The following is a 19902-nucleotide window of genomic DNA, read 5'->3' on the forward strand; positions in this document are numbered from 1 at the left end:
TTCGCACATCATGTATCTGACCCAGGGATTGCACCGCGCGGTGCAGCAGTTTCCGGACCGCCTCGCGACCATCCAGGACGACCGGCGCACCAGCTACCGTGAACTCGGCGAGCGTTGCGCCCGGCTCGCCGGCGCACTGCAACGTGCGGGTGTGAAGCCCGGTGATCGTGTTGGCCTGCTGGCGCTGAATTCGGATTTCCATACCGAGTATTTTCTCGGCTGCTGGTGGGCGGGCGCGGTCTGTGTGCCGGTGAACACTCGCTGGAGCGAGCAGGAAATCATCTACTCGCTGGATGACAGCGATACCGCACTGTTGTTCGTGGATGATGCGTTCGCGCCGATGGCCGCCTCGTTGCTGCAGGGCGCCCGCGCGCTGCAGACCGTGGTGCATCTGGGGCAGGCCGAAACACCAGAGGGTGTGACGGCGTTCGGTGACTGGCTGCACGAGGCACCGCAGGTCGAGGACTGCCGTCGAGGTGGCGACGAGATGGCGACCATTCTCTATACCGGCGGCACCACCGGCTTTCCCAAGGGCGTGATGCTGTCGCACCGCAATCTGTGGAGTTCGGCGGTGGCGCGCATGGCCGAAGGCGAGCCGTTGCGGCATCACGTCAGCCTGTATGTGGCGCCGCTGTTCCACACTGCCAGCCTGGGCAAGCTGATCTCGCAGATCATGGTGGCGGGCACCAGCGTGGCGGTGCCGGCGTTCCGGGTTGAGGAAGTGATGGCGCTGATCAGCCGCGAGCGCATCAACGATGTGGTGCTGGTGCCGAGCATGATCCAGATGATGCTCGATCATCCGGCCTTCGCGGACTACGACCTGGACTGCCTGGAACGGATTACCTACGGCGCATCGCCGATTGCGCTGGCGGTGCTGGAACGGGCCATGAAAGCGTTTCCGAAAGCGCAGTTCTCGCACGCCTACGGCATGACCGAAACGGCGCCGGTGATCAGCATCAATCCCTGGTTCAACCATCTGCCCGAGGCGTGGGAGTCCGGCATTGTGCGGTCCGCCGGGCGCGCCGGGTTGTGTGTGGAAGTGCGCATTGTTGATGAAGACGACAACGAAGTACCACGCGGCACGGTGGGCGAGGTGATTGCCCGTGGCCCGAACGTGATGCTGGGTTACTGGAAAAAGCCGGAGGCTACCGCCGAGGCCTTGCGCAACGGCTGGATGCACACCGGCGACGGCGGCTACATGGATGAGAACGGCTACCTCTACATCGTCGACCGCATCAAGGACATGATCATTTCCGGCGGCGAGAACGTGTACTCCGCCGAAGTGGAAAACATTCTCGCGCGCCACGAAGCGGTGCAGGCCTGTGCCGTGATCGGCGTGCCCAGCGAGGCCTGGGGCGAGGCGGTGCATGCGGTGGTGGTGAAACGCGAAGGTGTCAGCGTGACGGCTGAAACGCTGCAAGCCTTTTGCCGTGAATGCCTGGCCGGCTACAAGGTGCCGAAGTCAGTGGAGTTCGTCGAGGCACTGCCGATGTCGGGCCCGGGCAAGGTGCTCAAGCATGTGTTGCGCGAGCCGTACTGGAAAGGGCGCGAGCGGCAGGTGTCCTAGGGCCTGTTCACACTCATTCCAATGGCCCTGTTGAGCCTGAAAACGCGCCGATCACCAGAAGTAGGCGCTTTAGGCGAGGCGCGAGGAGAGAAGTTTGGTGGACCCAAATGAACGACGAGCAACGCGGAGCGGCGCGTTCTCAGGCTCAACCCGAAGGGCTGGCCCTGTTTTGCCACCCCGCCGCGTTAGCCGCTGCTCATGTGGACCCGCCACACTACGCACCGGCTGCCTTGCGGGGCGGCAAAACAGGGCCAGCAGGGCCATTGGAATGAGTGTGAACAGGCCCTAACGCAGTTGCCCGCCGGCTTCGGCAATGTAGTCGCGCAGCGCGATGCCGGCATTGTCGATATGTCGTGCCATGGCCGCTGCGGCGGCCTTGGCATCGCCCTCGGTCAGGGCAGACAGAATCTCATGGTGCTCGCGGTTGGAGGCGGGCACGCGGGAGTGAATCTTCAGCGGGGTCAGCGGCGGCAGCCCCTGCCACAGGCTGGTGATGATCTTCAGCAACCGGGGTTGCCGCGCGGCTTCGTAGATCGCGTGGTGGAACTGCTGGTTGAGGGCCACGTAGCTGTCCACGTCGCCGCTGCTTTCGGTGGCGTCCATGGCCTGCTGCAACTGGTTCAGTTCGGCCAGGTCGGCCTTGCTCAGGTGCGGGGTGGCCAGGGCCACGGCGCGGGCTTCGAGCAGTGCGCGCAGGGAATAGATTTCTTCCACGTCCTCGATGGCGCAGGGCGTGACGGTGTAGATGCCGCGGCTGTCGGTCTCCACCAGGCCATCGGCCTGCAGGCGACGCAGCGCATCGCGCACCGGGATGCGGCTGGTGCCGAAACGGCCGGCCAGCTCCTCGTGGATCAGGCGGTCACCGCCGGCCATTTCGCCGCTGAGGATGGCCTCGCGCATGCGCAGGTAGACCTCCTCCTCGATGGAGCGACGGCGGACCGGGGTCAGGCTGGATGACTTGAGGCTGGATGATTTCGGGCTGGGCATGGCATGGCGTTCCGGGGCTGACAGAGCGGCCATAGATTAACACGAACTCGCGCGCATGCCGCGCAGCGGGGAACGGGATACCGATGAGCTGGACAACCGAACACGAGATCGCCTGGAACGTACCAACCCGTTTCGCAAGTTTCTGGGTGTGTCAGTGAGCTTTGTCGACGGGGGCGTGGCGGAAGTCACGCTGCCGGTGCATGACCAGCTGTTGCAGGCCTACGGCATGGTGCACGGCGGCATCTACTGTGTGCTGATCGACACGGTGCTGGGCAGTGCGGTGCGCGGTGTCTGCGGGTTCGATTCGAAGCCGCTGACGGTGGACCTGAATGTCAGCTTCCTGCGCCCGTCGGGCAAGGGCGTGCTGACCGCCCGGGCGGAGATCATCAAGCCGGGCCGCAAGGTGCTGGTGGGCAATGCGGATGTGATGGACGAGCAGGGCAGGAAAGTGGCCACCGGCCGCGGTTCCTTTCTGCTGAATACGCCGGCCTGAGAGGGCCGACAGGCCCGGAGCCGCCGGCGTTGTGGGGCGGCTTTTGGCTGAATCATTCTGTATACGGTGTTCCGTACACCGTATGCCGAATGCCGCCGAGAGTCCGGCGCTACGGCTCCGGCGGCGCGGAGGACGCATGCGGCTCGGGAGAGCACCCCGTCAGTGACGGGGGCACAGAGCGCGATGACGGCCTGTCACGACACAGGGGTTCGCCCCGGAAAATAAAAACACAGAGAGGATCACCCATGTTCAATCCAGTCAGAAAAGCAGGCGGTGCTGTACTGCTCGGATCACTGGCGTTGTTGCCGCTGCCGGCACTGGCGCAGGACGGCGCAGACCTGCAACGGCAGATCGACGCGCTGCAGCAGGAAATCGACGCCATGCGCAGTGCGCTGCGCGAGCAGCCGGCGTCCGGTTCGGATCTGGTGCGCACCGCGCCGGGGGGCGGCATCCTGGTGGGCAACACCACGCTGAAATTCAGTGGCTATGTCAAAGCCGACATGTCCTGGTCCGACAACGGCTTCAGCAACGGCAAGAACTATGAAATTGTCACGGCCACGGCACTGAAGGCGCTGGACGAAAACAAGAGTGGCCGCTTTAGCCTCGGCGCCCGCCAGAGCCGGTTTGCGTTTGAGACGCTGACACCGATCGGTGACAAGCGCCTGAAGACGTTCGTGTCCTGGGATTTTTATGGCGAACACAGTGCCGCCAACGAATTCGTGTCCAACGGTTATGCGCCGCGCCTGCGTGAAGCGTACGGTGAATACGGCAACCTGCTGATCGGCCAGACCTGGTCCACGTTTACCGACCTGAACGGTATTGGCGAGCTGATCGCCTTCGGCCAGCAGTCCAACGTGAACTTTGTGCGGCAGACCATGGTGCGCTACACGGTGCCGTTCGAAGGCGGCATGTGGCAGGTGGCACTGGAAAATCCGGAAGACACCGGCGCGGACGAGCAGGATACGCCGGACCTGATCACCCGCCTGACCTTCAAGGGCGGCTGGGGCCATGTGTCCGCCGGTGTGCTGGCGCGCAAACTGGCGCTGGATGACGGTGTCAACCGCGACAGCCAGTGGGCCGATGCCTACAGCCTGACTGCCCGTTTCCCGACCATCGGCAAAGACGATATCCGCCTGCAGGTGAACTACGGCAATGTGGGCCGCTACATGGGCCTGCGTGCGTACCCGGATGCCATCGTCAACGGCGACCAGATCGAGGGCGTGGACGCCTGGGGCGCCTCGGTGTTCTACCGTCATTACTGGACCGACACCCTGCGCAGCACGGTGGCTTACTCCGCCTCGAAAATCCAGGACGCAGGCGACTACACCGGCACCACCACCACCCGATACGACGCCAGCTTCGTCAACCTGATGTGGTCGCCGTCGCCGCGCATGACCTACGGCGTGGAATACCAGTACTTTGATCTGGAAATGGCCAACGGCGGTACGCCGGACCTGACCCGTATTGCGATGTCTGCCCAGTTCAATTTCTAAGGTACCCGCTGTGTGGCCACCTGACAGAAGAGTGCGCTGATCTCACTGTCTTCCCTTTATGCCCCGCGCCTGCGGGGCTTTTTTTTCACGTCATTTACTTCCCGCAACATCCGGTAGCCAAATGTCACCTTGAACGCGCCGTGCGCCGGGTCCAGCATGGATAAAACGGGGCTGACTGCGGAGGTCCGTCATGACTGCCACGACGCTGCAACCGGAGTGGACCGACAAGCGCCGCTATCTCTGGCTGCTCAGCACGCTGACCATGCTGCTGCCACTGGGTGCCATCCTGCTCGCCAATACCACCGGCAATGCCCTGTCCTGGTGGTTCGGGCCGATATTCGTTTTCGTCATGATTCCGCTGCTGGATATGCTGCTGGGTGAGGAAACCGAGAACCCGCCGGAAGAGGTGGTGCCACGGCTGGAAAGTGAAACCTATTACCGCGTGGCGGTCTGGGTGGCCGTGGCCTTTCAATACTGGGCGTTCATCACGGCATGTTATGTGGCGGCCACCTACGTGCTGCCGTGGTACAGCTACCTGGGGTTCGCCATCACCACCGGCACGGCCATGGGCATCGCCATCAACACTGCGCATGAACTCGGGCACAAGACCAATGGCTTTGAACGCCTGCTGGCGAAGCTGGCATTGGCGCCGGTGTTTTACGGACATTTTTTTGTCGAGCACAATCGCGGCCATCATGTGCGCGTGTCGACACCGGAAGATCCGGCTTCCTCCCGTTTTGGTGAAACCTTCTACCGGTTTCTGCCACGCACGGTGTTCGGCAGCCTGCGCTCCGCCTGGCATCTGGAAGCGGAACGGCTGGCGCGGGAGAAAAAACCCGTGTGGCACTGGCAGAACCATAACCTGCAGGCCTGGGGCATGTCGGTGGTGTTGTGGGGCGGCTTGCTGCTCTGGCTGGGCTGGGGTCTGCTGCCGTTCCTGCTGATCCAGTCAGTGTTCGGTTTCCAGCTGCTGGAAGTGGTGAACTACATCGAGCACTACGGGCTGCTGCGACGCAAAAAAGACAATGGCCGTTATGAACCCTGCCGGCCGGAACATTCCTGGAACAGCAATCGCCGTGTGACGAATATTTTCCTGTATCAGTTACAGCGGCACTCCGATCACCACGCCTACCCGACACGCTCCTATCAATCGTTGCGGCATTTCGATGAGGCGCCGCAATTGCCCGGCGGGTATGCGTCAATGATCGTGCTGGCCTGGGTGCCGCCGCTGTGGTTCTGGGTGATGGACAAGCGCGTGATCGACCATTACGGCGGTGACCGTTCGCGCATCAATCAGGGCTGATCCGCTTCCAGCAGATGCCGGTTGACCGCCAGCAGCACGGTGCGGGCGGCGGCGACGACGCTTTCCGGTGATTCGCGGAAACCGCTGAGCATCCAGCGCATGGCCATGTTCACCAGTGCACCGATCAGCCCGGTGGCAATCATCATTTCGTCCACACCATGGGTGTCCTGGGCCGGATACAGGCCACGCCGGGTGGCGGCGAGAAACTCCGCGAAATCCTCCATCACCCGGCGATAGTGCTGGTCCACAGTGGGGCTGACACCGAGCACTTCCACCATCATCAGCCGGGCATGGCCGGGGTGGTCCCGCAGGTAGCTGAAGTAACTGTTCAGGGCGGCTTCGATCAGCGTGTCCGGCTGCGCCTGGTGCGCGCTCAGGCTGGTGCCGATGCGCTCGCGCAACTGGCCGATGATGTGCGCATAGGCTTCGCACAACAGCGCCTCGCTGTTGCTGAACGATTCATAGAAATAGCGCTCGGTGAGGCCGGCCTCGGCACAGACCGCTTTCACGGTGGTGGCGTGGTAGCCCTGGGTGCCGATCACCTGGATGCCGGCGTCCAGCAGCTTCTGGTGCCGCTCGGCGCGGCGTGCCTCGATGCTGACACCGCGGTAGGCGCGGCCCCGGCGAGGCTTGGGGGGAGTGGGTGTGCTCATGGCGGCAATGTTGACATGGCTTGTTGTCAGAAGTAAAGTGACACGCACTATTGTCAGATTGGCAGGGTGCCTGCCGCACTGGAGTGACCATGAGCGCAGCGAACAAGATCTCGAATAACAAGGCGACGCCAGACGTGGAAGTGGCCATCATCGGCACCGGCTTTGCCGGGCTGGGCATGGCGATCCGGCTGAAGCAGGATGGGCAGGACAGTTTTGTGCTGCTGGAACGCGCCGATGAGGTTGGCGGCACCTGGCGCGATAACCATTACCCCGGCGCGGCCTGCGATGTGCCGTCGCACCTGTATTCGTTTTCGTTTGCACCGAACCCGGACTGGTCGCGCAAGTACCCGACCCAGCCGGAGCTTTACCGTTATCTGCGCAAAGTGGCCAACGACCATGGCCTCTACCCGCACATCCGCTTCAACAGCAATCTGGAAAACGCCACCTATGACGAGGCCAATGGCCTGTGGCGGGTGGTGACCGGCAGTGGCGACATCACGGCGCGTTCGCTGGTGATGGGCAGCGGCGGCCTGGCCGAGCCAAAGCTGCCGGATATTCCCGGCGTGGAAAGTTTCCAGGGCAAGACGTTTCACTCCTCGCGCTGGGATCATGACTACGACCTGGCCGGCAAGCGTGTGGCGGTGATCGGCACGGGGGCCTCGGCAATCCAGCTGGTGCCGGAAATTGCCAAACAGGCAGGGCGTCTGGACGTCTACCAGCGCACACCGAACTGGATCATCCCGCGTAACGACCGCGCCTATCTGGATGCGGAGAAAACCCTGTTCCGCAAGTTGCCGCTGACCCGGCAACTGCATCGCGCGGCCATCTACTGGGGCCATGAGAGCCGGGTGATGGGGCTGGTGCTGAACCCGAAACTGATGACGCTGTTCCAGAAGCTGGCCGAGTGGCATATCCGCCGGCAGGTGAAGGACAAGGCGCTGCGCGATATCGTGACACCGGACTACACCATCGGCTGCAAGCGCATCCTGATTTCCAATGACTGGTACCCGGCGCTGCAACAGCCGAACGTGGAACTGGTGACGGATGGCATCCGCGAGATTCGTGCGAACTCGATCGTCACAGCCGATGGCACGGAGCGTGAGATCGATGTGCTGATCTTCGCCACCGGTTTCTATGCCACCGAGAACCCCATTGCCGACCGGGTCCATGGCCGCGACGGTGAATCCCTGGCGCATGCGTGGCGTGACGGTGAGGAAGCGTATCTGGGCACGCTGGTGAATGGTTTCCCGAACCTGTATTTCATCATTGGCCCGAACACTGGCCTGGGCCACACCTCGATGATCTTCATGATCGAAACCCAGGTGGATTACATCGCCCGCCTGCTGGCGCTGCGCAACAAGGCCGGCGGCAAGGTGCTGGAAGTGCGCCCGGAAGTGCAGGCGCGCTACAACGAGAGATTGCAGGCGCGGCTGGGCAGCTCGATCTGGGCCACCGGTTGCGACAGCTGGTACAAGCACAAGAGCGGCAAGATCACGGCACTGTGGCCGGGCTTTACGTTCGAGTTCCGGCTGCGGGCACGGCGCTTCAATCAGCAGGACTATCTCATTGACTGAAGGCTGCCTGACGAGGCCCTGACGACGCACTGACGATAGCCACCGCGCCAGCGTATACTGGCGCGGTCTTTTTCAAGGTGTGCCGTGATGCATGTGCCCTGGCAGGAAATTCCCGCAGAAACCCTCGACAATCTGATCGAGGAATTCGTCACCCGCGATGGCACCGATTACGGTGAAACCGAAATCCCGCTCACCACGCGCGTCGAGCAGGTGCGCCGGCAGTTGCGCCGGGGGGAGGCGGTGGTCTGGTTTGACGAGACCACCGAAAGCGTGTCGATTTTTTCCCGCCGGCAGTTACAGGAAATGGGGTTGAGTCCGGACAGCGACGGCTGAGCTCAGAACACCATATGTGCCAGCGCTTTCCACAGCAGTTGCAGCGCCATCAACAGCATCACCAGCCAGCTCAATACGATGCCACCCTTGCGGGCGTTATTGGTGGTGTTGGGCTGCGCCAGCCCCCAGGCGTGCATCAGGCGGCCGATAAAAAACACGGCGCCATAGAGATGCAGCATCGCCGGGCTGGTGCCCAGGTTTTCCAGAATCCCCAGACCAATCAGCACGATCGGTATGTACTCGGCGGCGTTGCCGTGGGCGCGTACGGCCTGTTGCAGTGCCGGCTTGCCGCCGTCACCCAGTGACACCTGGCCGCGCAGGCGGTTTTTCACCACGTTGGCGGCAAGCGCCAGCAGCAACAGCAGGAACAGGCCCGTGTAGAGGGCGGTAACGGTCAGCATCATGGCATCCACTCCGGTTGTTTTTTCCGTTGGCGAAGAATAAAGCGTGCCGGGGCCAGTGCGGCAAGCATTTCCTGATCCACCGGCACGGGTTCGTCATTGGCCAGCGCGGCGATCAGCTCGGCGCACAGCGGCGTGCCGGTGATGCCCCGGCTGCCGTGGGCAATGCTCAGGTACAGGCCGGGCTGTGGCGTGGACGGGTTGGCGCAGGCGTCGGGCACCGGGCCGGCCAGCGGCAGAAAATCGGTGCTCTGGCAGCGAAACCCCACGCGATGGCCCGCCAGGGCGGCGTCTGCACCGCCGAGGTCGGCGTGGTACGCCGGCAGATTGGCGGCCAGTTCGGCCAGGTTGCGGGCGTCGTCCCCGTCGCGTGGTGTGGCCTCCAGTTGATGCAGGTCGAAGGTGGCACCGACGCAATGCAGGCCATCCAGGGCCGGGGTCAGGTAGCCGCTGTGGCAGATCGCCTGTGACCAACGCTGGCTGGCCTCGGTGGCGCGGTAGTAGCTGACCTGGCCGCGGATGCGTTTCAGCGGCAGCCAGTGCAGGCCGGCCAGGCGGGTGGCGTCGGCGGCGTTGGCGATGATGACGATGTCGGCGTCGTGGGTGCGGTGACCGGTGCCGACCTGCCAGCCGGTTTGCGTTGCCGTGAGTGTCTCGACAGCCTCCGGCAGCACGGTGATATGCGGGTGGCGCAGCAGATGTTCGCACCAGCGTTGGGGACGCAGATAACCGCCGGCGGGCATTAACAGGCTGGCGTCAGGCCAGCCGCTGCCCGCTGGCCGCAGGACGTCGGCGGGCCACAGGCCGCTGTCCAGCGCAGCCTGTTGTTTGTCACGGTGACGTGCATCCGGTGGCAGTTGCAGCACGCCGGTCAGCGCGCCGTCATCAGGTTGCGATGGAAAATCGTGCCGCGCCAGCCAGTGCAGGGCGTGCAGGTAGCTGCTCTGGTAGAAGCGGTTCTGCGGCGTGGCATGGGCGCTGGGGGTGGTGTAGACGACACCGGCCAGATTGCCGGAGGCGTGTTGCGCAATGCCGGCGGGGTCGCACACGGTCACCTGCCAGCCGCGTTCGGCCAGTGCGCGGGCGCTGGTGGCACCGGCGAGCCCGGCGCCGATAACCAGCGCATGGCCCGGCGTGCTGTGTGCCGGTTGCCAGCCACCGAGGAAGTGCCCGGTGAGCATTTCACGCTTGCGGCCGAAGCCGGGCACGCGGGCAACATCAAACCCCTGCGCGGCCAGCCCGCGCCGCACGAAGCCGGCGGCGGTGAAGGTGGCGAAGCTGGCGCCCGGCGCGCTCAGGCGGGCGAACTGCCGGAACAGGTCGTCGGTCCACATGCCGGGGTTGCGGGCCGGTGCGAAGCCATCGAGGAACCAGGCGTCGACACGCGCCTGTAGCTGGCCGAAACGCACTGCGGCGTCACCGAACAGCAAGGTCAGGGCGATGCGGCGGTTGCCCAGCCACAGGCGGTGAAAACCGGGTGTGAGCGCCGGGTAATGCCGGGCCAGCTCTGCGCACAGCGGTGCAAAGGCGGGCCAGCCAGCGTGCGCGCGGGCCAGGTCTGCGTGGGTCAGCGGGTGTTTTTCCGCTGAGACGAAGTGCAGCACGGCGTCGGCCGGCGCCTGTTGCAGGAACAGCGTGGCCGCGCAGAGAAAATTCAGGCCGGTGCCGAAGCCGGTTTCTGCGATCACGAATCGTGCGCGGGGCGGCAGGGCGGCAAAGCGTTCGGGTAACTGGTTGCCGTGCAGAAACACATGGGTGGTTTCTGCCGGGCCATCGTCGCGGGAAAAGTACGGGTCGTCGAAATCCCGTGCCACGGGTGTGGTGTCCTGCCAGTCGATGCGGGCCGGTTGCAACGGGGCGAAGTCGTCCAAGAAAGCGTCCTGTATCGTGAGCCAGTGCATTATTATGCCCCACGTCTTCGTCTGGTGTGTGTGTCTATGGTTGCTCAGATTTTCGGCATCATCGCCCCGGTCCTGGTCTGTGTGCTGATCGGGTTTGTCTGGGTGCGGCGCGGCCGTCCGTTCGATACCGGCATGGTGTCCTCGCTGGTGATGTATATCGGCGCGCCGTGCCTGATCGTGGCCACACTCAGCGCGGTGTCGCTGTCGCAGGCGGCGTTGCTGGAAGTGGCCGCTCTGTATGGCGCCGTGCTGGTGTTGACGGCGCTGGCGGCGTTGGCAGTGATCCGCCTCAGCGGGGTGTCGCTGCGGGTCTATTTCACCGCCATGACGTTTCCGAATGTCGGCAACATGGGCCTGCCGCTGTGCCTGCTGGCGTTCGGTGAGCAGGGGCTGGTGCTCGGGCTGGCCTGGTTCATGCTCAATTCCATAGGCCATTTCTCGCTTGGGGTGGTAGTGGTCAGCGGGCAGAGTTTTCTGCGCGAACTGTTCACCAATCCGGTGGTGGTGTCGGTGGCCATTGCCGTCCTGATGGTGGTCACCGGCTGGCGCTTGCCGGCGTGGCTGTTCAACACCGTGGAGCTGATTGGCGGCATGACCATCCCGATGATGCTGATCACGCTCGGCGTCTCGCTCGGGCAGTTGCAGGTGGCCGGGCTGGGGCGCGCAACCGGGTTTGCGCTGCTGCGGTTGCTGATGGGGTTTGGCGTCGGTTTTCTGGTCTGTGAGCTGTTTGCGGTCGAGGGTGCGCTGCGGGGTGTGGTGCTGATCCAGTCGAGCATGCCGGTGGCGGTGTTCAATTATCTGTTTGCGCAGCGCTATCGGCAGGGGCCGCAGGAGGTGGCGGGCATGGTGGTGGTGTCCACCGCGCTCGCCTTTGTGTTGTTGCCGGTGCTGCTGGGGTACGTGTTGCGGGGGTGATCAGGGCGTATCAATGATGTCGGCATTGAGCCGGGCGATGGCCAGCAGGGCATCGCGCAGCAGCGCCTCGGTGGCCTCGGTGTGCCCGGAGGGCACGCTGGCGGTGGCCAGCACGAACACCGGAGGCAGTGCGGTCAGCTGCACCAGGGTGGTCAGCGTGCTGCTGCGGTAGCGCTGCGCCAGCTGTCCCCGGGCCACCGGGTAGCTGATGCCTTCGACGGTCACCAGGCTTTCGTCCATGGGCTGGACTTCCTGGGCACCATGGCGCAGGGCGCGCTCGATCAGTTGCTGGCGCTGCTGGCCGTACTGTCCGGCCACGGCACGGGTCGGTGTCATGGTGTCCCAGCCGCCGGGCAGCGGGAACAGCGTCAGGTCGATCAGGGTCTCGTTCTGCGCGTGACTGTAGCGCAGGATGCGCGTGCGCTGGCCTTCCAGCGTGGCTTCGCCCTGAAAGCGGTAGTCGCCCAGTTGTGGCGGCGCCTGCCAGGCGGTGAGATCCGTGTCGGCAGGCGGGATTTCCATCGGGATCTGGTCCAGGCTCGGGTAATCGCTGGCGTCGTCCGGGGCCATCAGGCAGCCGCCCAGCGCCAGGGCCAGCAGCGCGGCCGGCAGTAAGCGGCGTGTCGTGAAATGTGGCGGGTATGTCATGTTTCCAGAAGTCCACTGGCAACCGTATCAGTGGGCGTCAGTGTAGCCGTGCGGCGCGGCGATCGCAGTGCTGGCCGCGCCGAATTGCGACGGATGGCGCAGCCGGGGCGATTGGCAGGCGGGTTGTGCGTCAGAGCGCCAGTGCGTGCAGCACGTCCAGCAGCAGGGGCGGCAGCCAGGGTTCCAGCCACAGCAGGCCCGGAATCAGTGCCGCGAGCACCAGGCCGGTGCAGGCGCCGCGCTGGTGGGTGTACAGCGCCGCGCCCCCGGCGGTAAAGCCGGTCACGATCGCGCCATAGAACAGTGCCATACCGATCAGTTGCAGGCTGATGCTCAATGTGGCCAGCAGCGCGCCGGCCAGGGTCAGCGCCCAGCTCAGCCACACCACCCGGGTGAAGACGGTGTGAGTGCCGGCGGTGTCACGATGCAGCAGGGAAGAAAGCACTCCAATCATGGCGTAATGTCCCGAAACGATAATTCCGTTATTGGCAGGGGATGCATAATGCAGGCCAGTTTGTGAACGGCGTGCGCCGCAGTCTGCCGCCCGCTGTTTGCGTAATCATGACAGCACCCGGATGGGGAGACATGACATGGCGCAAGATGTGACGTTGATCGCACAACCACTGACGCTGCCTTGCGGCGCGGTGCTGAAAAACCGGCTGGGCAAGTCGGCCATGAGCGAAACACTGGGCTCGCGCGACAATCGTGTGACGCCGAAACTGTCGCGGTTGTACCAGTGCTGGGCAGAAGGTGGCACGGGGCTGCTGGTGACCGGCAATGTCATGATCGACCGCCGCGCGCTCGGCGAACCGCACAATGTGGTGCTGGAAGACCGCCGCGATATGGCGGCGCTGCAGGCCTGGGCTCGTGCTGGCACACGCGATGGCGCGCACCTCTGGATGCAGCTCAACCATCCTGGCAAGCAGAGCCCGGTGCTGTTGTCACGGCAACCGGTGGCGCCGTCGGCGATCGGTTTCAGCAACCCGGCACTGAAACGGTTTTTTGCCACGCCGCGTGCGCTGACCGGCGAGGACATTCAGGACCTGATCCAGCGCTTTGCACGCAGTGCCGCCCTGGCGCGCGAGGCCGGTTTTACCGGCGTGCAGATTCACGGCGCGCACGGTTATCTGGTCAGCCAGTTCCTGTCGCCGCTGCATAACCAGCGTACCGATGAGTGGGGTGGCAGCCTGGAAAACCGCATGCGTTTCGTGTGTGAGGTGTACAAGGCGATCCGCGCCAGCGTGGGCAATGATTTCCCGGTCTCGATCAAACTCAACTCGGCGGATTTCCAGCGCGGTGGCTTTACCGAAGAGGAATCCATGCAAGTGGTGGAAACGCTCGGTGGCCTGGGCATGGACCTGATCGAGATTTCCGGTGGCACCTACGAAAAGCCGAGCATGGCCGGTCAGGGCGCGAAGGAAAGCACACGCCAGCGCGAGGCGTATTTCCTCGACTACGCAGAAAAAGTACGTGCCCGCGTCAGCACGCCGCTGATGGTGACGGGCGGTTTTCGCACCACCGAAGGCATGGTCGCCGCGCTGCAAAGTGGCGCCACCGATGTGGTGGGCCTGGCACGGCCACTGGTGCTGGCACCGGCGCTGGCGCACGATGTGTTGTCCGGCCAGGCGGTGATCAGTGAGGTGAAGCCGATTCGCACCGGGCTGAAGCCGGTGGATGACATGGCGATGATGGAAGTGTCCTGGTACACGCTGCAACTCGACCGGATCAGCCGTGGCAAGGCACCGCAGGCAGATGCCTCCGGGCTGGGGTCGCTGCTCAAGGTGCTGGGCGTGGTGGGCTGGCGACGACTGCGCATGGGGCGCATGCGCGCCTGATCAGAACAGCGGCAGGGCAGGGAGCGGAGCATGGACGTATTCAGGGGCAAGCGGGCACTGGTCACTGGCGCGTCCAGTGGTATCGGCGCGGCCATGGCACTGCAACTGGCGGCGGCGGGCTGTGATCTGATTCTGGTGGCGCGACGCTCCGGGCGGCTGCATGAGATGGCGCTGCGTTGCAGCGAGGCCGGTGCCGCGCACGGTATCGAATGCGAAGTGATCGCCATGGATCTGCTGGCGCATGATGCGGCCCACACGTTGCACCGGCAATTGCGCGAACTGGACCTGCCGATGGACATCCTGATCAACAATGCCGGCTTTGGCTTTCAACAGCCGCTGCTGGCGCTGCCGCTGAACGATCACCTGCGCATGATCGACCTGAACGTGCGTACCCTGACGGCGCTCACGCATCTGTTCGCCGCCGACATGGTGGGGCGTGGCCAGGGCTGGATTCTTCAGGTCGGGTCGGTGGCGGGTTATCTGCCGATCCCCGGCATGGCCACGTATGCGGCCACCAAGGCGTACGTGGTGAGTCTGGGGCGCGCGCTGGCGGAGGAGCTGCGGCCGCAGGGGGTTGTCGTCAGTACGCTGGCGCCCGGCGGCACCGAGACGGAATTCTCTGAGGTCGCTGGCCAGCGCATCGAAGGCTACAAGAAAGCCGCATTGATGAGCGCGGAGCGGGTGGCGCGCGACGGCCTCCACGGGCTGGCGCGTGGCCGGGTTGTGGTCGTGCCGGGCATGTTGTACAAGAGCTCGGTCGGTGGCGCGCGTTTGCTGCCCGAACGCTGGTTGACCCGACTGGCCGGGCGAGTGATGAAGGACTGATCGCCACCGGCCCTCTGTGACGGGCTGTGGAGCGGCAGTGTATGGCACGGACGCGGATCCTTCTGATCTGTCAGATTTCCTTTCTTTTTCTCCTGTCCCCGGCGCACGCGGCGCCGGAAGTGGCGCCTGGCGAGCGTGTCGGGCTGGTGCTGTCCGGTGGTGGCGCACGGGGGTTCGCCCATATCGGTGTGTTGCAGGCGCTGGAAGAAAACAATATCCCCGTGCACGCCATTGCCGGCACCAGCATGGGGGCCATTGTTGGCGGGCTGTATGCCTCGGGCAAGAATGCCGCCGAAGTGGAGCAGGTGGCGCGAACCACCGACTGGGCCTACGCCTTTACCGACCGCTCTCCCCGCCGCGACCAGCCTTACATTTTTCGCCAGCTCGATGCCGGGCTGGCGGCCGATTACCGGCTCAACATCCGTGACGGGGCCATCGTGCTGCCGCGTGGTGTGATCCAGGGCCAGCACCTGACGCAGATTCTGGACCAGTTGTTTGCCGACATTGACCGGGTCACCTCGTTTGACCGGCTGGCGATTCCGTTTCGTGCGGTGGCCGCTGACCTGGTGACCGGGGAGCAGGTGGTGATGTCGCGCGGGCGGCTGAGCACAGCGGTGCGCGCCAGCATGTCGATCCCGGGTTTGCTGGAACCGGTGGAGTGGGACGGCAAGCTGCTGGTGGACGGTGGCATTGCCAATAATCTGCCGGTGGATGTGGCGCGCGCGATGGGAGTGGACCGGCTGATCGTGGTGGACGTGGGCACGCCGGCGCGTACAGCCGATGAAATCCAGTCGGTGGTGGATGTGGTTGATCAGCTGACCGGCCTGCTGGTGCGCAGCAATAGTGATGCGCAGCAGGCAACGCTGACCGGGCGGGATATCCTGATCCGCCCGCAGCTTGTCGGGGTGACCAACTCCAGTTTCGGTGCCGTGGATGAAGCCATGGCAGCCGGCTATGCCGCCGCTATCCAGACGCTGGCGGCGAACGATTTGCTGGGCGATACGGTGCCGGTGACGGCGCCGCCCCGGGAAGGTGAAACCGGGCGCACGCCGGTGATCGATTTTATCGAGGTGGAAAACGACGGCCCGGTGCATGACCGGGTGATCCGCAACCTGCTGCGGCAGAAAGCCGGCCAGCCGCTGGATACGGTGCGCCTGCAGGAAGATATTTCCGCCATCTATGGCCTGGATTATTTCCGCGACATCCGATACCGGGTCATCGAACGTGACGGGCAGACCGGCCTGCGGCTGGTCTGCCGGGTGCGGCATGAGGGCAGCAATTTCCTGCGCGTCGGGTTGCGTGTCAGTGATGACTTTCGCGGCAACTCCGATTTCGGTCTCGGTGCCAGCCTGCGCCTGGCGGGGCTGAACCGGCTGGGGGGCACCGCCTTCATGCGCGCGGACATCGGCACCACGCCACGGCTGGAAGCGCGTTTTGTGCAGCCCTTAGATTTCCGCATGCGCTACTTCATTGAGCCGCAGTTGCTGTATCAGGCGGATCGCATTGATCTGTTCGATGAGGCGGTACAGGAGGAAGCGCTGGCCAGTTACCAGCGCCGCGAGCGGCAGGCGGGGCTGGCCATCGGCAGGCAGCTGTTCCGGCAGCGCGGTGAGGTACGCGCCGGTATGGTGCGCAAGTGGGGGGATCTGGATTTTCGTGGTGGCCTGTCGCTTGGCGAAGGCGATTATGACGATGCCTACAGCCTCGCACGGATAGGCTGGGACACCCTGGATGATCTGGCGTTTCCCACCCGTGGCACGCGCTGGGCGGCAGAGTGGCAATGGCATGAGCCGTCGCTCGGTGCCGACAACACATTTCGTCGTTTTGTCGGGGAAGCGACCTTCGCCATGACCTGGCGCCGCTATACCTTTTTGCTGGAAGGCGACCTCAGTGTGAGTGATTCCGATCAGGTGGATATCGCCAACCTGATCCCGATCGGTGGTTTCCTCGAACTCTCCGGGCTGGGGCCGCGCAGCCGCTGGGGCCAGCACCGCGCACTGACGCGGCTGGTGGCGCTGACCCCGCTGGGGCCGGACACGCCATTGCCAGCACCGGTGCCGCTGTTTGTCGGCGCCTCGCTGGAACGGGGCAATGTCTGGGAAACGCGTGACGATATGGGGGCCGGCAATGCCATCTCCGCCGGCAGTGTGTTCCTCGGCGCGGACACGCCGGTGGGGCCGGCGTATCTTGCTGTCGGTGTGGCACAGGGCGGCGATTACGCGGTGAACCTGTTTCTCGGACAATTGTTTCGCTAGCGGCGTTTTGATGGCAGCCATTTACGGTTGAATGTGACAGGCGTCATGCGCTGGACAGGGCCTCGGTGTAATGATGTTCACTGACCTGCCATTCGTCTGATTTACCTAGGCCAATGCCCGATTTGTTATCGTGATTGGTGCTTTGTTCGTATAATTCCCGCCGCTTCAATGCCGATTATTGGCTGGCCAAATTATTAGCTGGAAGAGCATGAACCGATTTCCGCGCCTCGTCCTGACCACGCTGTTATGTGCCGTTGCCGCGACGGCAGCACACGCCGACGTGCATCCGGTACTGGGGCGTGCCCTGTGCCTGGCTGCCGCGCAGGACAGCGCACTGGGCCCGCAGGTCGAGGTGTTGCTGGATCGTGGCGTGCTCGATTATGCCGACGTGCCGCAGGTGTTGAACCTGCCCTGTGAGGCCGGTCGCAATCTGATGCAGACCATTGTCAGCGGCCTGCACGCGGAGAACCTGGAGTACGTGGTGATCGATCTGGGACTCGACCCGGATGCGCCATTGCTGGAGATGGCCGGCGAACGGCTGACCCTGCAACAGTTTCTGCAACACAGTGTCGTGGCCGGTGAGCCCGCCGTGCAGCGTTTCGCCCGCGATTACCTGCGTGACTTCCGTGATGCGGAATTCAACCCGAACCTGGTCGTCAGCGCGCTGATGCCCCACCGCTGACAGACCCGTCCCGCTTTTGTTCTGTTTCTGCCTGAGAGCAGTTTAGATACGCCCCCGGCCTACCCACCGGGGTTTTTTTTGTCTCGATGCTGCCCTGGCAAGGTCCGTCATCCGTTGTTGATGTTTCATGTCTGCATGCCGTCAGGGCGGGGCTTGGTGCTGGCTGTTCATGGTGTTATCATCTGGTCACAACATGAGCAAGGATGCCGGTCATGACCAAGGACCCCGGACTGGAGGCGCTGCTGGACCTCCATGGGCAAACCTTCGTGGAAGACGGAGGCTACTGGTACAAGATCGAAGCCTGGAGAGTGGCGCCCTCCACGGAAAGACCGCACGGCATACGCTACAACCTGACGTTCCACAACAAATGGAACCAGCGGTTGTTCGGTTTCGACAACGCGCATGCTGTGGCAGAGAAAGCGGGTGGCAGGTTCAGCGGGCGCCGGATGGTGTATGACCACCGGCACCTGTCGCCGCAGGATAAAGGTACTCCATACGGGTTTTCATCGGCGCAGCAGTTGCTGACGGATTTTTTTGACGAAGTGAACCGCTTTATGCAGGAGGTCGGGCAATGAAAGCATTGAACATCGGCATCATGCCCAGGGAGCAGTTCCAGCGCAGGGCGTTGTTGATCGCCTCGGGCAAGCTCAAGCCGAAAAGGGATGAGCCGAAAATCTGGTTCGGTTCCATCAAGTCACTGAGCCAGGTGCTCAGCGAGCAGAACATGCTGCTGCTCAAGCTGATCTGTGAGCACCAGCCGGAGACGCTGATGGAACTGGCGGAACTCAGCGGGCGGCATCGCGGCAACCTCAGCCGCACGCTGAAAACCATGGAACGCTACGGCATCGTGGAACTGAAGCGACAGCGGCACACTATCAAGCCCATTGCCAAGGCCAGCCAGTTCACTATCCATTACGACATTCACTGCGCCTGAGCACGTCATTCAGGGCAGGCCAGGCGACGATGATCAACCATTCTCCTTGAGCCAGATCGCCAGGGCGCCTTTGTCGGAAATCGCCAGTTTCTGGTAAATCCTTGCCAGGTGGGTGCGTACCGTCGTAGGGGAGATGCCCAGCATCCTCGCCACTTCCTTGTGACTGTTTCCGGCCGCATAGGCCCAGGCAGTTTCCAGTTCCCGTGTGCTGAGTGACACCGGTGGTGTGATGCCTGCGCGGACAAGCAGGCGGTTATGAAAGCGTTCTGCATTCAGCGACAAGTGACGATTCCGGTAGTGCCCGGTTTGCCACAGGGCCTTGTTGACCTCATCGGGAAGGAACTGGCCGGCCTGCCGGCCCCATTCACTGACAAGCAGCTCTGAAAATTCAGGCAGTGATGCGTGCAGCAGGCCGCGCTGGTCGATAAAGGCGGCGGGGGCCTGGTTGGCGCGCAGGCAATGCATGTCGTTATGGCGGGCGGCCAGAAACAGGTGCTGGGTAATGATGTTCTTGGCTTCGGTCTCCTGGCGGCTGAAGGTGTTGCTGCGGTTTTCCCGTGCCAGGGTGACAAAGATGTGAAGGCCGGTCTGCGGGTCCAGTTCCATGGTGGAAATCATCTGCCGGGCATAATACAGCCCCCAGTGTTCGTTGTAGGCCCGGCTTCGGCGGAATTCGGGAAGCTGTTCGATGGACCAGGTTCTGCCCGTGTTGCCAATGACCAGATTGGCGTACGGATCTTCGTGCTTCACGGCTTCCCAGGTATCGAAGAGCGTGTCGGTCTGGTCCAGTATGGTCGCCATGTGCAGTTGGCGGCTTTCGCCATTTCCTGCGCCCCAGATGGCGAAATCGAAATCAATATGCTGGCGGATTTCCGCTAGTGTCCAGCGGTGAAATTCTGCGGGGGGAAGGTGCATGCTGGCGTCGTGAATGGCGAGGATGAAATCGCCCATTTTGTGGTGCATAAGACGTTATCCCTTGTCTCGTCGATCAACAACCAATAAGCCTCCGAACAGATTCTGCATGCTTGATGCACATTGCCAGTCGGTGGCTTCAGGGCTCTGCGACGGCAGAGATTGGCTGGATCTTACCCTTACCTGGA

The 19902-nt window shown here is 63.5% G+C and carries 20 protein-coding genes; 13 read left to right on the top strand and 7 right to left on the bottom strand.

The genetic code is table 11. From position 1 onward, the window contains the following. Positions 1 to 10 precede the first annotated feature (10 nt). The gene (locus S7S_RS06715) at positions 11 to 1567 is read left to right on the top strand and encodes a long-chain-fatty-acid--CoA ligase (protein ID WP_008738937.1); all 1557 of its coding nucleotides are present in this window, start codon (positions 11 to 13) and stop codon (positions 1565 to 1567) included. 285 nt (positions 1568 to 1852) lie between these two features. On the opposite strand, the gene S7S_RS06720 is transcribed toward S7S_RS06715, so the two are convergent. After that, positions 1853 to 2554, bottom strand: a complete 702-nt coding sequence (locus S7S_RS06720) for a GntR family transcriptional regulator (RefSeq protein WP_008738936.1) — start codon at positions 2552 to 2554, stop codon at positions 1853 to 1855. A 55-nt stretch (positions 2555 to 2609) separates the two neighbouring features. On the opposite strand from S7S_RS06720, the gene S7S_RS06725 reads away from it, so the two are divergent. The 3 genes from S7S_RS06725 to S7S_RS06735 all read left to right on the top strand — a co-directional run bounded on the left by S7S_RS06725 (position 2610) and on the right by S7S_RS06735 (position 5843). Beyond that, positions 2610 to 3047, top strand: coding sequence for a PaaI family thioesterase (locus S7S_RS06725; RefSeq protein ID WP_008738935.1), 438 nt, complete (start codon positions 2610 to 2612; stop codon positions 3045 to 3047). 245 nt (positions 3048 to 3292) lie between these two features. After that, entirely contained in the window at positions 3293 to 4540 is a 1248-nt protein-coding gene (locus tag S7S_RS06730) for a DcaP family trimeric outer membrane transporter (RefSeq protein ID WP_008738934.1), read from the top strand. 190 nt (positions 4541 to 4730) lie between these two features. After that, the gene (locus S7S_RS06735) at positions 4731 to 5843 is read left to right on the top strand and encodes an alkane 1-monooxygenase (RefSeq protein ID WP_008738933.1); all 1113 of its coding nucleotides are present in this window, start codon (positions 4731 to 4733) and stop codon (positions 5841 to 5843) included. Here S7S_RS06735 and S7S_RS06740 read toward each other — a convergent pair. Beyond that, the gene (locus S7S_RS06740; RefSeq protein WP_008738932.1) at positions 5834 to 6496 is read right to left on the bottom strand and encodes a TetR/AcrR family transcriptional regulator; all 663 of its coding nucleotides are present in this window, start codon (positions 6494 to 6496) and stop codon (positions 5834 to 5836) included. The two genes, S7S_RS06735 and S7S_RS06740, sit on opposite strands and share 10 nt — an antisense overlap. Positions 6497 to 6585: 89 nt before the next feature. On the opposite strand from S7S_RS06740, the gene S7S_RS06745 reads away from it, so the two are divergent. Further along, positions 6586 to 8070 carry a flavin-containing monooxygenase gene (locus S7S_RS06745; protein WP_008738931.1) on the top strand — a complete coding sequence of 495 codons (1485 nt, stop codon included), beginning with the start codon at positions 6586 to 6588 and terminating at the stop codon, positions 8068 to 8070. Positions 8071 to 8157: 87 nt separating this feature from the next. After that, on the top strand, positions 8158 to 8403 hold the full coding sequence (locus S7S_RS06750; RefSeq protein ID WP_008738929.1) for a YheU family protein: 246 nt from the start codon (positions 8158 to 8160) through the stop codon (positions 8401 to 8403). A gap of 2 nt (positions 8404 to 8405) precedes the next feature. On the opposite strand, the gene S7S_RS06755 is transcribed toward S7S_RS06750, so the two are convergent. Then, a complete protein-coding gene (locus S7S_RS06755; RefSeq protein WP_008738927.1) occupies positions 8406 to 8807 on the bottom strand; it encodes an MAPEG family protein in 402 nt (133 codons plus the stop codon). Beyond that, the gene (gene mnmC, locus S7S_RS06760) at positions 8804 to 10675 is read right to left on the bottom strand and encodes a bifunctional tRNA (5-methylaminomethyl-2-thiouridine)(34)-methyltransferase MnmC2/FAD-dependent 5-carboxymethylaminomethyl-2-thiouridine(34) oxidoreductase MnmC1 (protein WP_035205482.1); all 1872 of its coding nucleotides are present in this window, start codon (positions 10673 to 10675) and stop codon (positions 8804 to 8806) included. Before mnmC ends, S7S_RS06755 begins: the two co-directional genes overlap by 4 nt. Before the next feature lie 66 nt (positions 10676 to 10741). Here mnmC and S7S_RS06765 point away from each other — a divergent pair, with 66 nt between their 5' ends. Then, positions 10742 to 11623, top strand: coding sequence for an AEC family transporter (locus tag S7S_RS06765; protein ID WP_008738886.1), 882 nt, complete (start codon positions 10742 to 10744; stop codon positions 11621 to 11623). Here the strand turns inward: S7S_RS06765 and S7S_RS06770 are convergent, their stop codons facing one another. Next, a complete protein-coding gene (locus S7S_RS06770; protein ID WP_008738884.1) occupies positions 11624 to 12271 on the bottom strand; it encodes a hypothetical protein in 648 nt (215 codons plus the stop codon). It lies immediately after the preceding gene. A gap of 130 nt (positions 12272 to 12401) precedes the next feature. After that, positions 12402 to 12725 carry a hypothetical protein gene (locus tag S7S_RS06775; protein ID WP_008738882.1) on the bottom strand — a complete coding sequence of 108 codons (324 nt, stop codon included), beginning with the start codon at positions 12723 to 12725 and terminating at the stop codon, positions 12402 to 12404. 136 nt (positions 12726 to 12861) lie between these two features. Between S7S_RS06775 and S7S_RS06780 the strand changes: the two genes are divergently transcribed. The 6 genes from S7S_RS06780 (at position 12862) to S7S_RS06805 (ending at position 18802) form a co-directional block, all read left to right on the top strand. Next, positions 12862 to 14106 carry an NADH:flavin oxidoreductase/NADH oxidase family protein gene (locus tag S7S_RS06780; protein ID WP_008738880.1) on the top strand — a complete coding sequence of 415 codons (1245 nt, stop codon included), beginning with the start codon at positions 12862 to 12864 and terminating at the stop codon, positions 14104 to 14106. A 30-nt stretch (positions 14107 to 14136) separates the two neighbouring features. Next, positions 14137 to 14931, top strand: coding sequence for an SDR family NAD(P)-dependent oxidoreductase (locus S7S_RS06785; protein WP_008738878.1), 795 nt, complete (start codon positions 14137 to 14139; stop codon positions 14929 to 14931). A gap of 41 nt (positions 14932 to 14972) precedes the next feature. Further along, positions 14973 to 17186, top strand: coding sequence for a patatin-like phospholipase family protein (locus tag S7S_RS06790; RefSeq protein ID WP_008738876.1), 2214 nt, complete (start codon positions 14973 to 14975; stop codon positions 17184 to 17186). A gap of 208 nt (positions 17187 to 17394) precedes the next feature. Next, on the top strand, positions 17395 to 17868 hold the full coding sequence (locus S7S_RS06795) for a hypothetical protein (protein ID WP_008738874.1): 474 nt from the start codon (positions 17395 to 17397) through the stop codon (positions 17866 to 17868). Between the two features lie 212 nt (positions 17869 to 18080). Continuing rightward, a complete protein-coding gene (locus tag S7S_RS06800; protein ID WP_008738872.1) occupies positions 18081 to 18443 on the top strand; it encodes a toxin-antitoxin system TumE family protein in 363 nt (120 codons plus the stop codon). Continuing rightward, positions 18440 to 18802, top strand: a complete 363-nt coding sequence (locus S7S_RS06805) for an HVO_A0114 family putative DNA-binding protein (protein ID WP_008738870.1) — start codon at positions 18440 to 18442, stop codon at positions 18800 to 18802. The genes S7S_RS06800 and S7S_RS06805 overlap by 4 nt, the downstream gene beginning before the upstream one ends. Positions 18803 to 18835: 33 nt before the next feature. Here the strand turns inward: S7S_RS06805 and S7S_RS06810 are convergent, their stop codons facing one another. After that, complete coding sequence (locus S7S_RS06810; protein ID WP_008738868.1) at positions 18836 to 19765, bottom strand: helix-turn-helix transcriptional regulator; 930 nt, start codon at positions 19763 to 19765, stop codon at positions 18836 to 18838. Positions 19766 to 19902: the final 137 nt, after the last annotated feature.

This window comes from Isoalcanivorax pacificus W11-5 (assembly GCF_000299335.2).
In the GTDB taxonomy this organism is placed as follows: Bacteria; Pseudomonadota; Gammaproteobacteria; order Pseudomonadales; family Alcanivoracaceae; genus Isoalcanivorax; species Isoalcanivorax pacificus.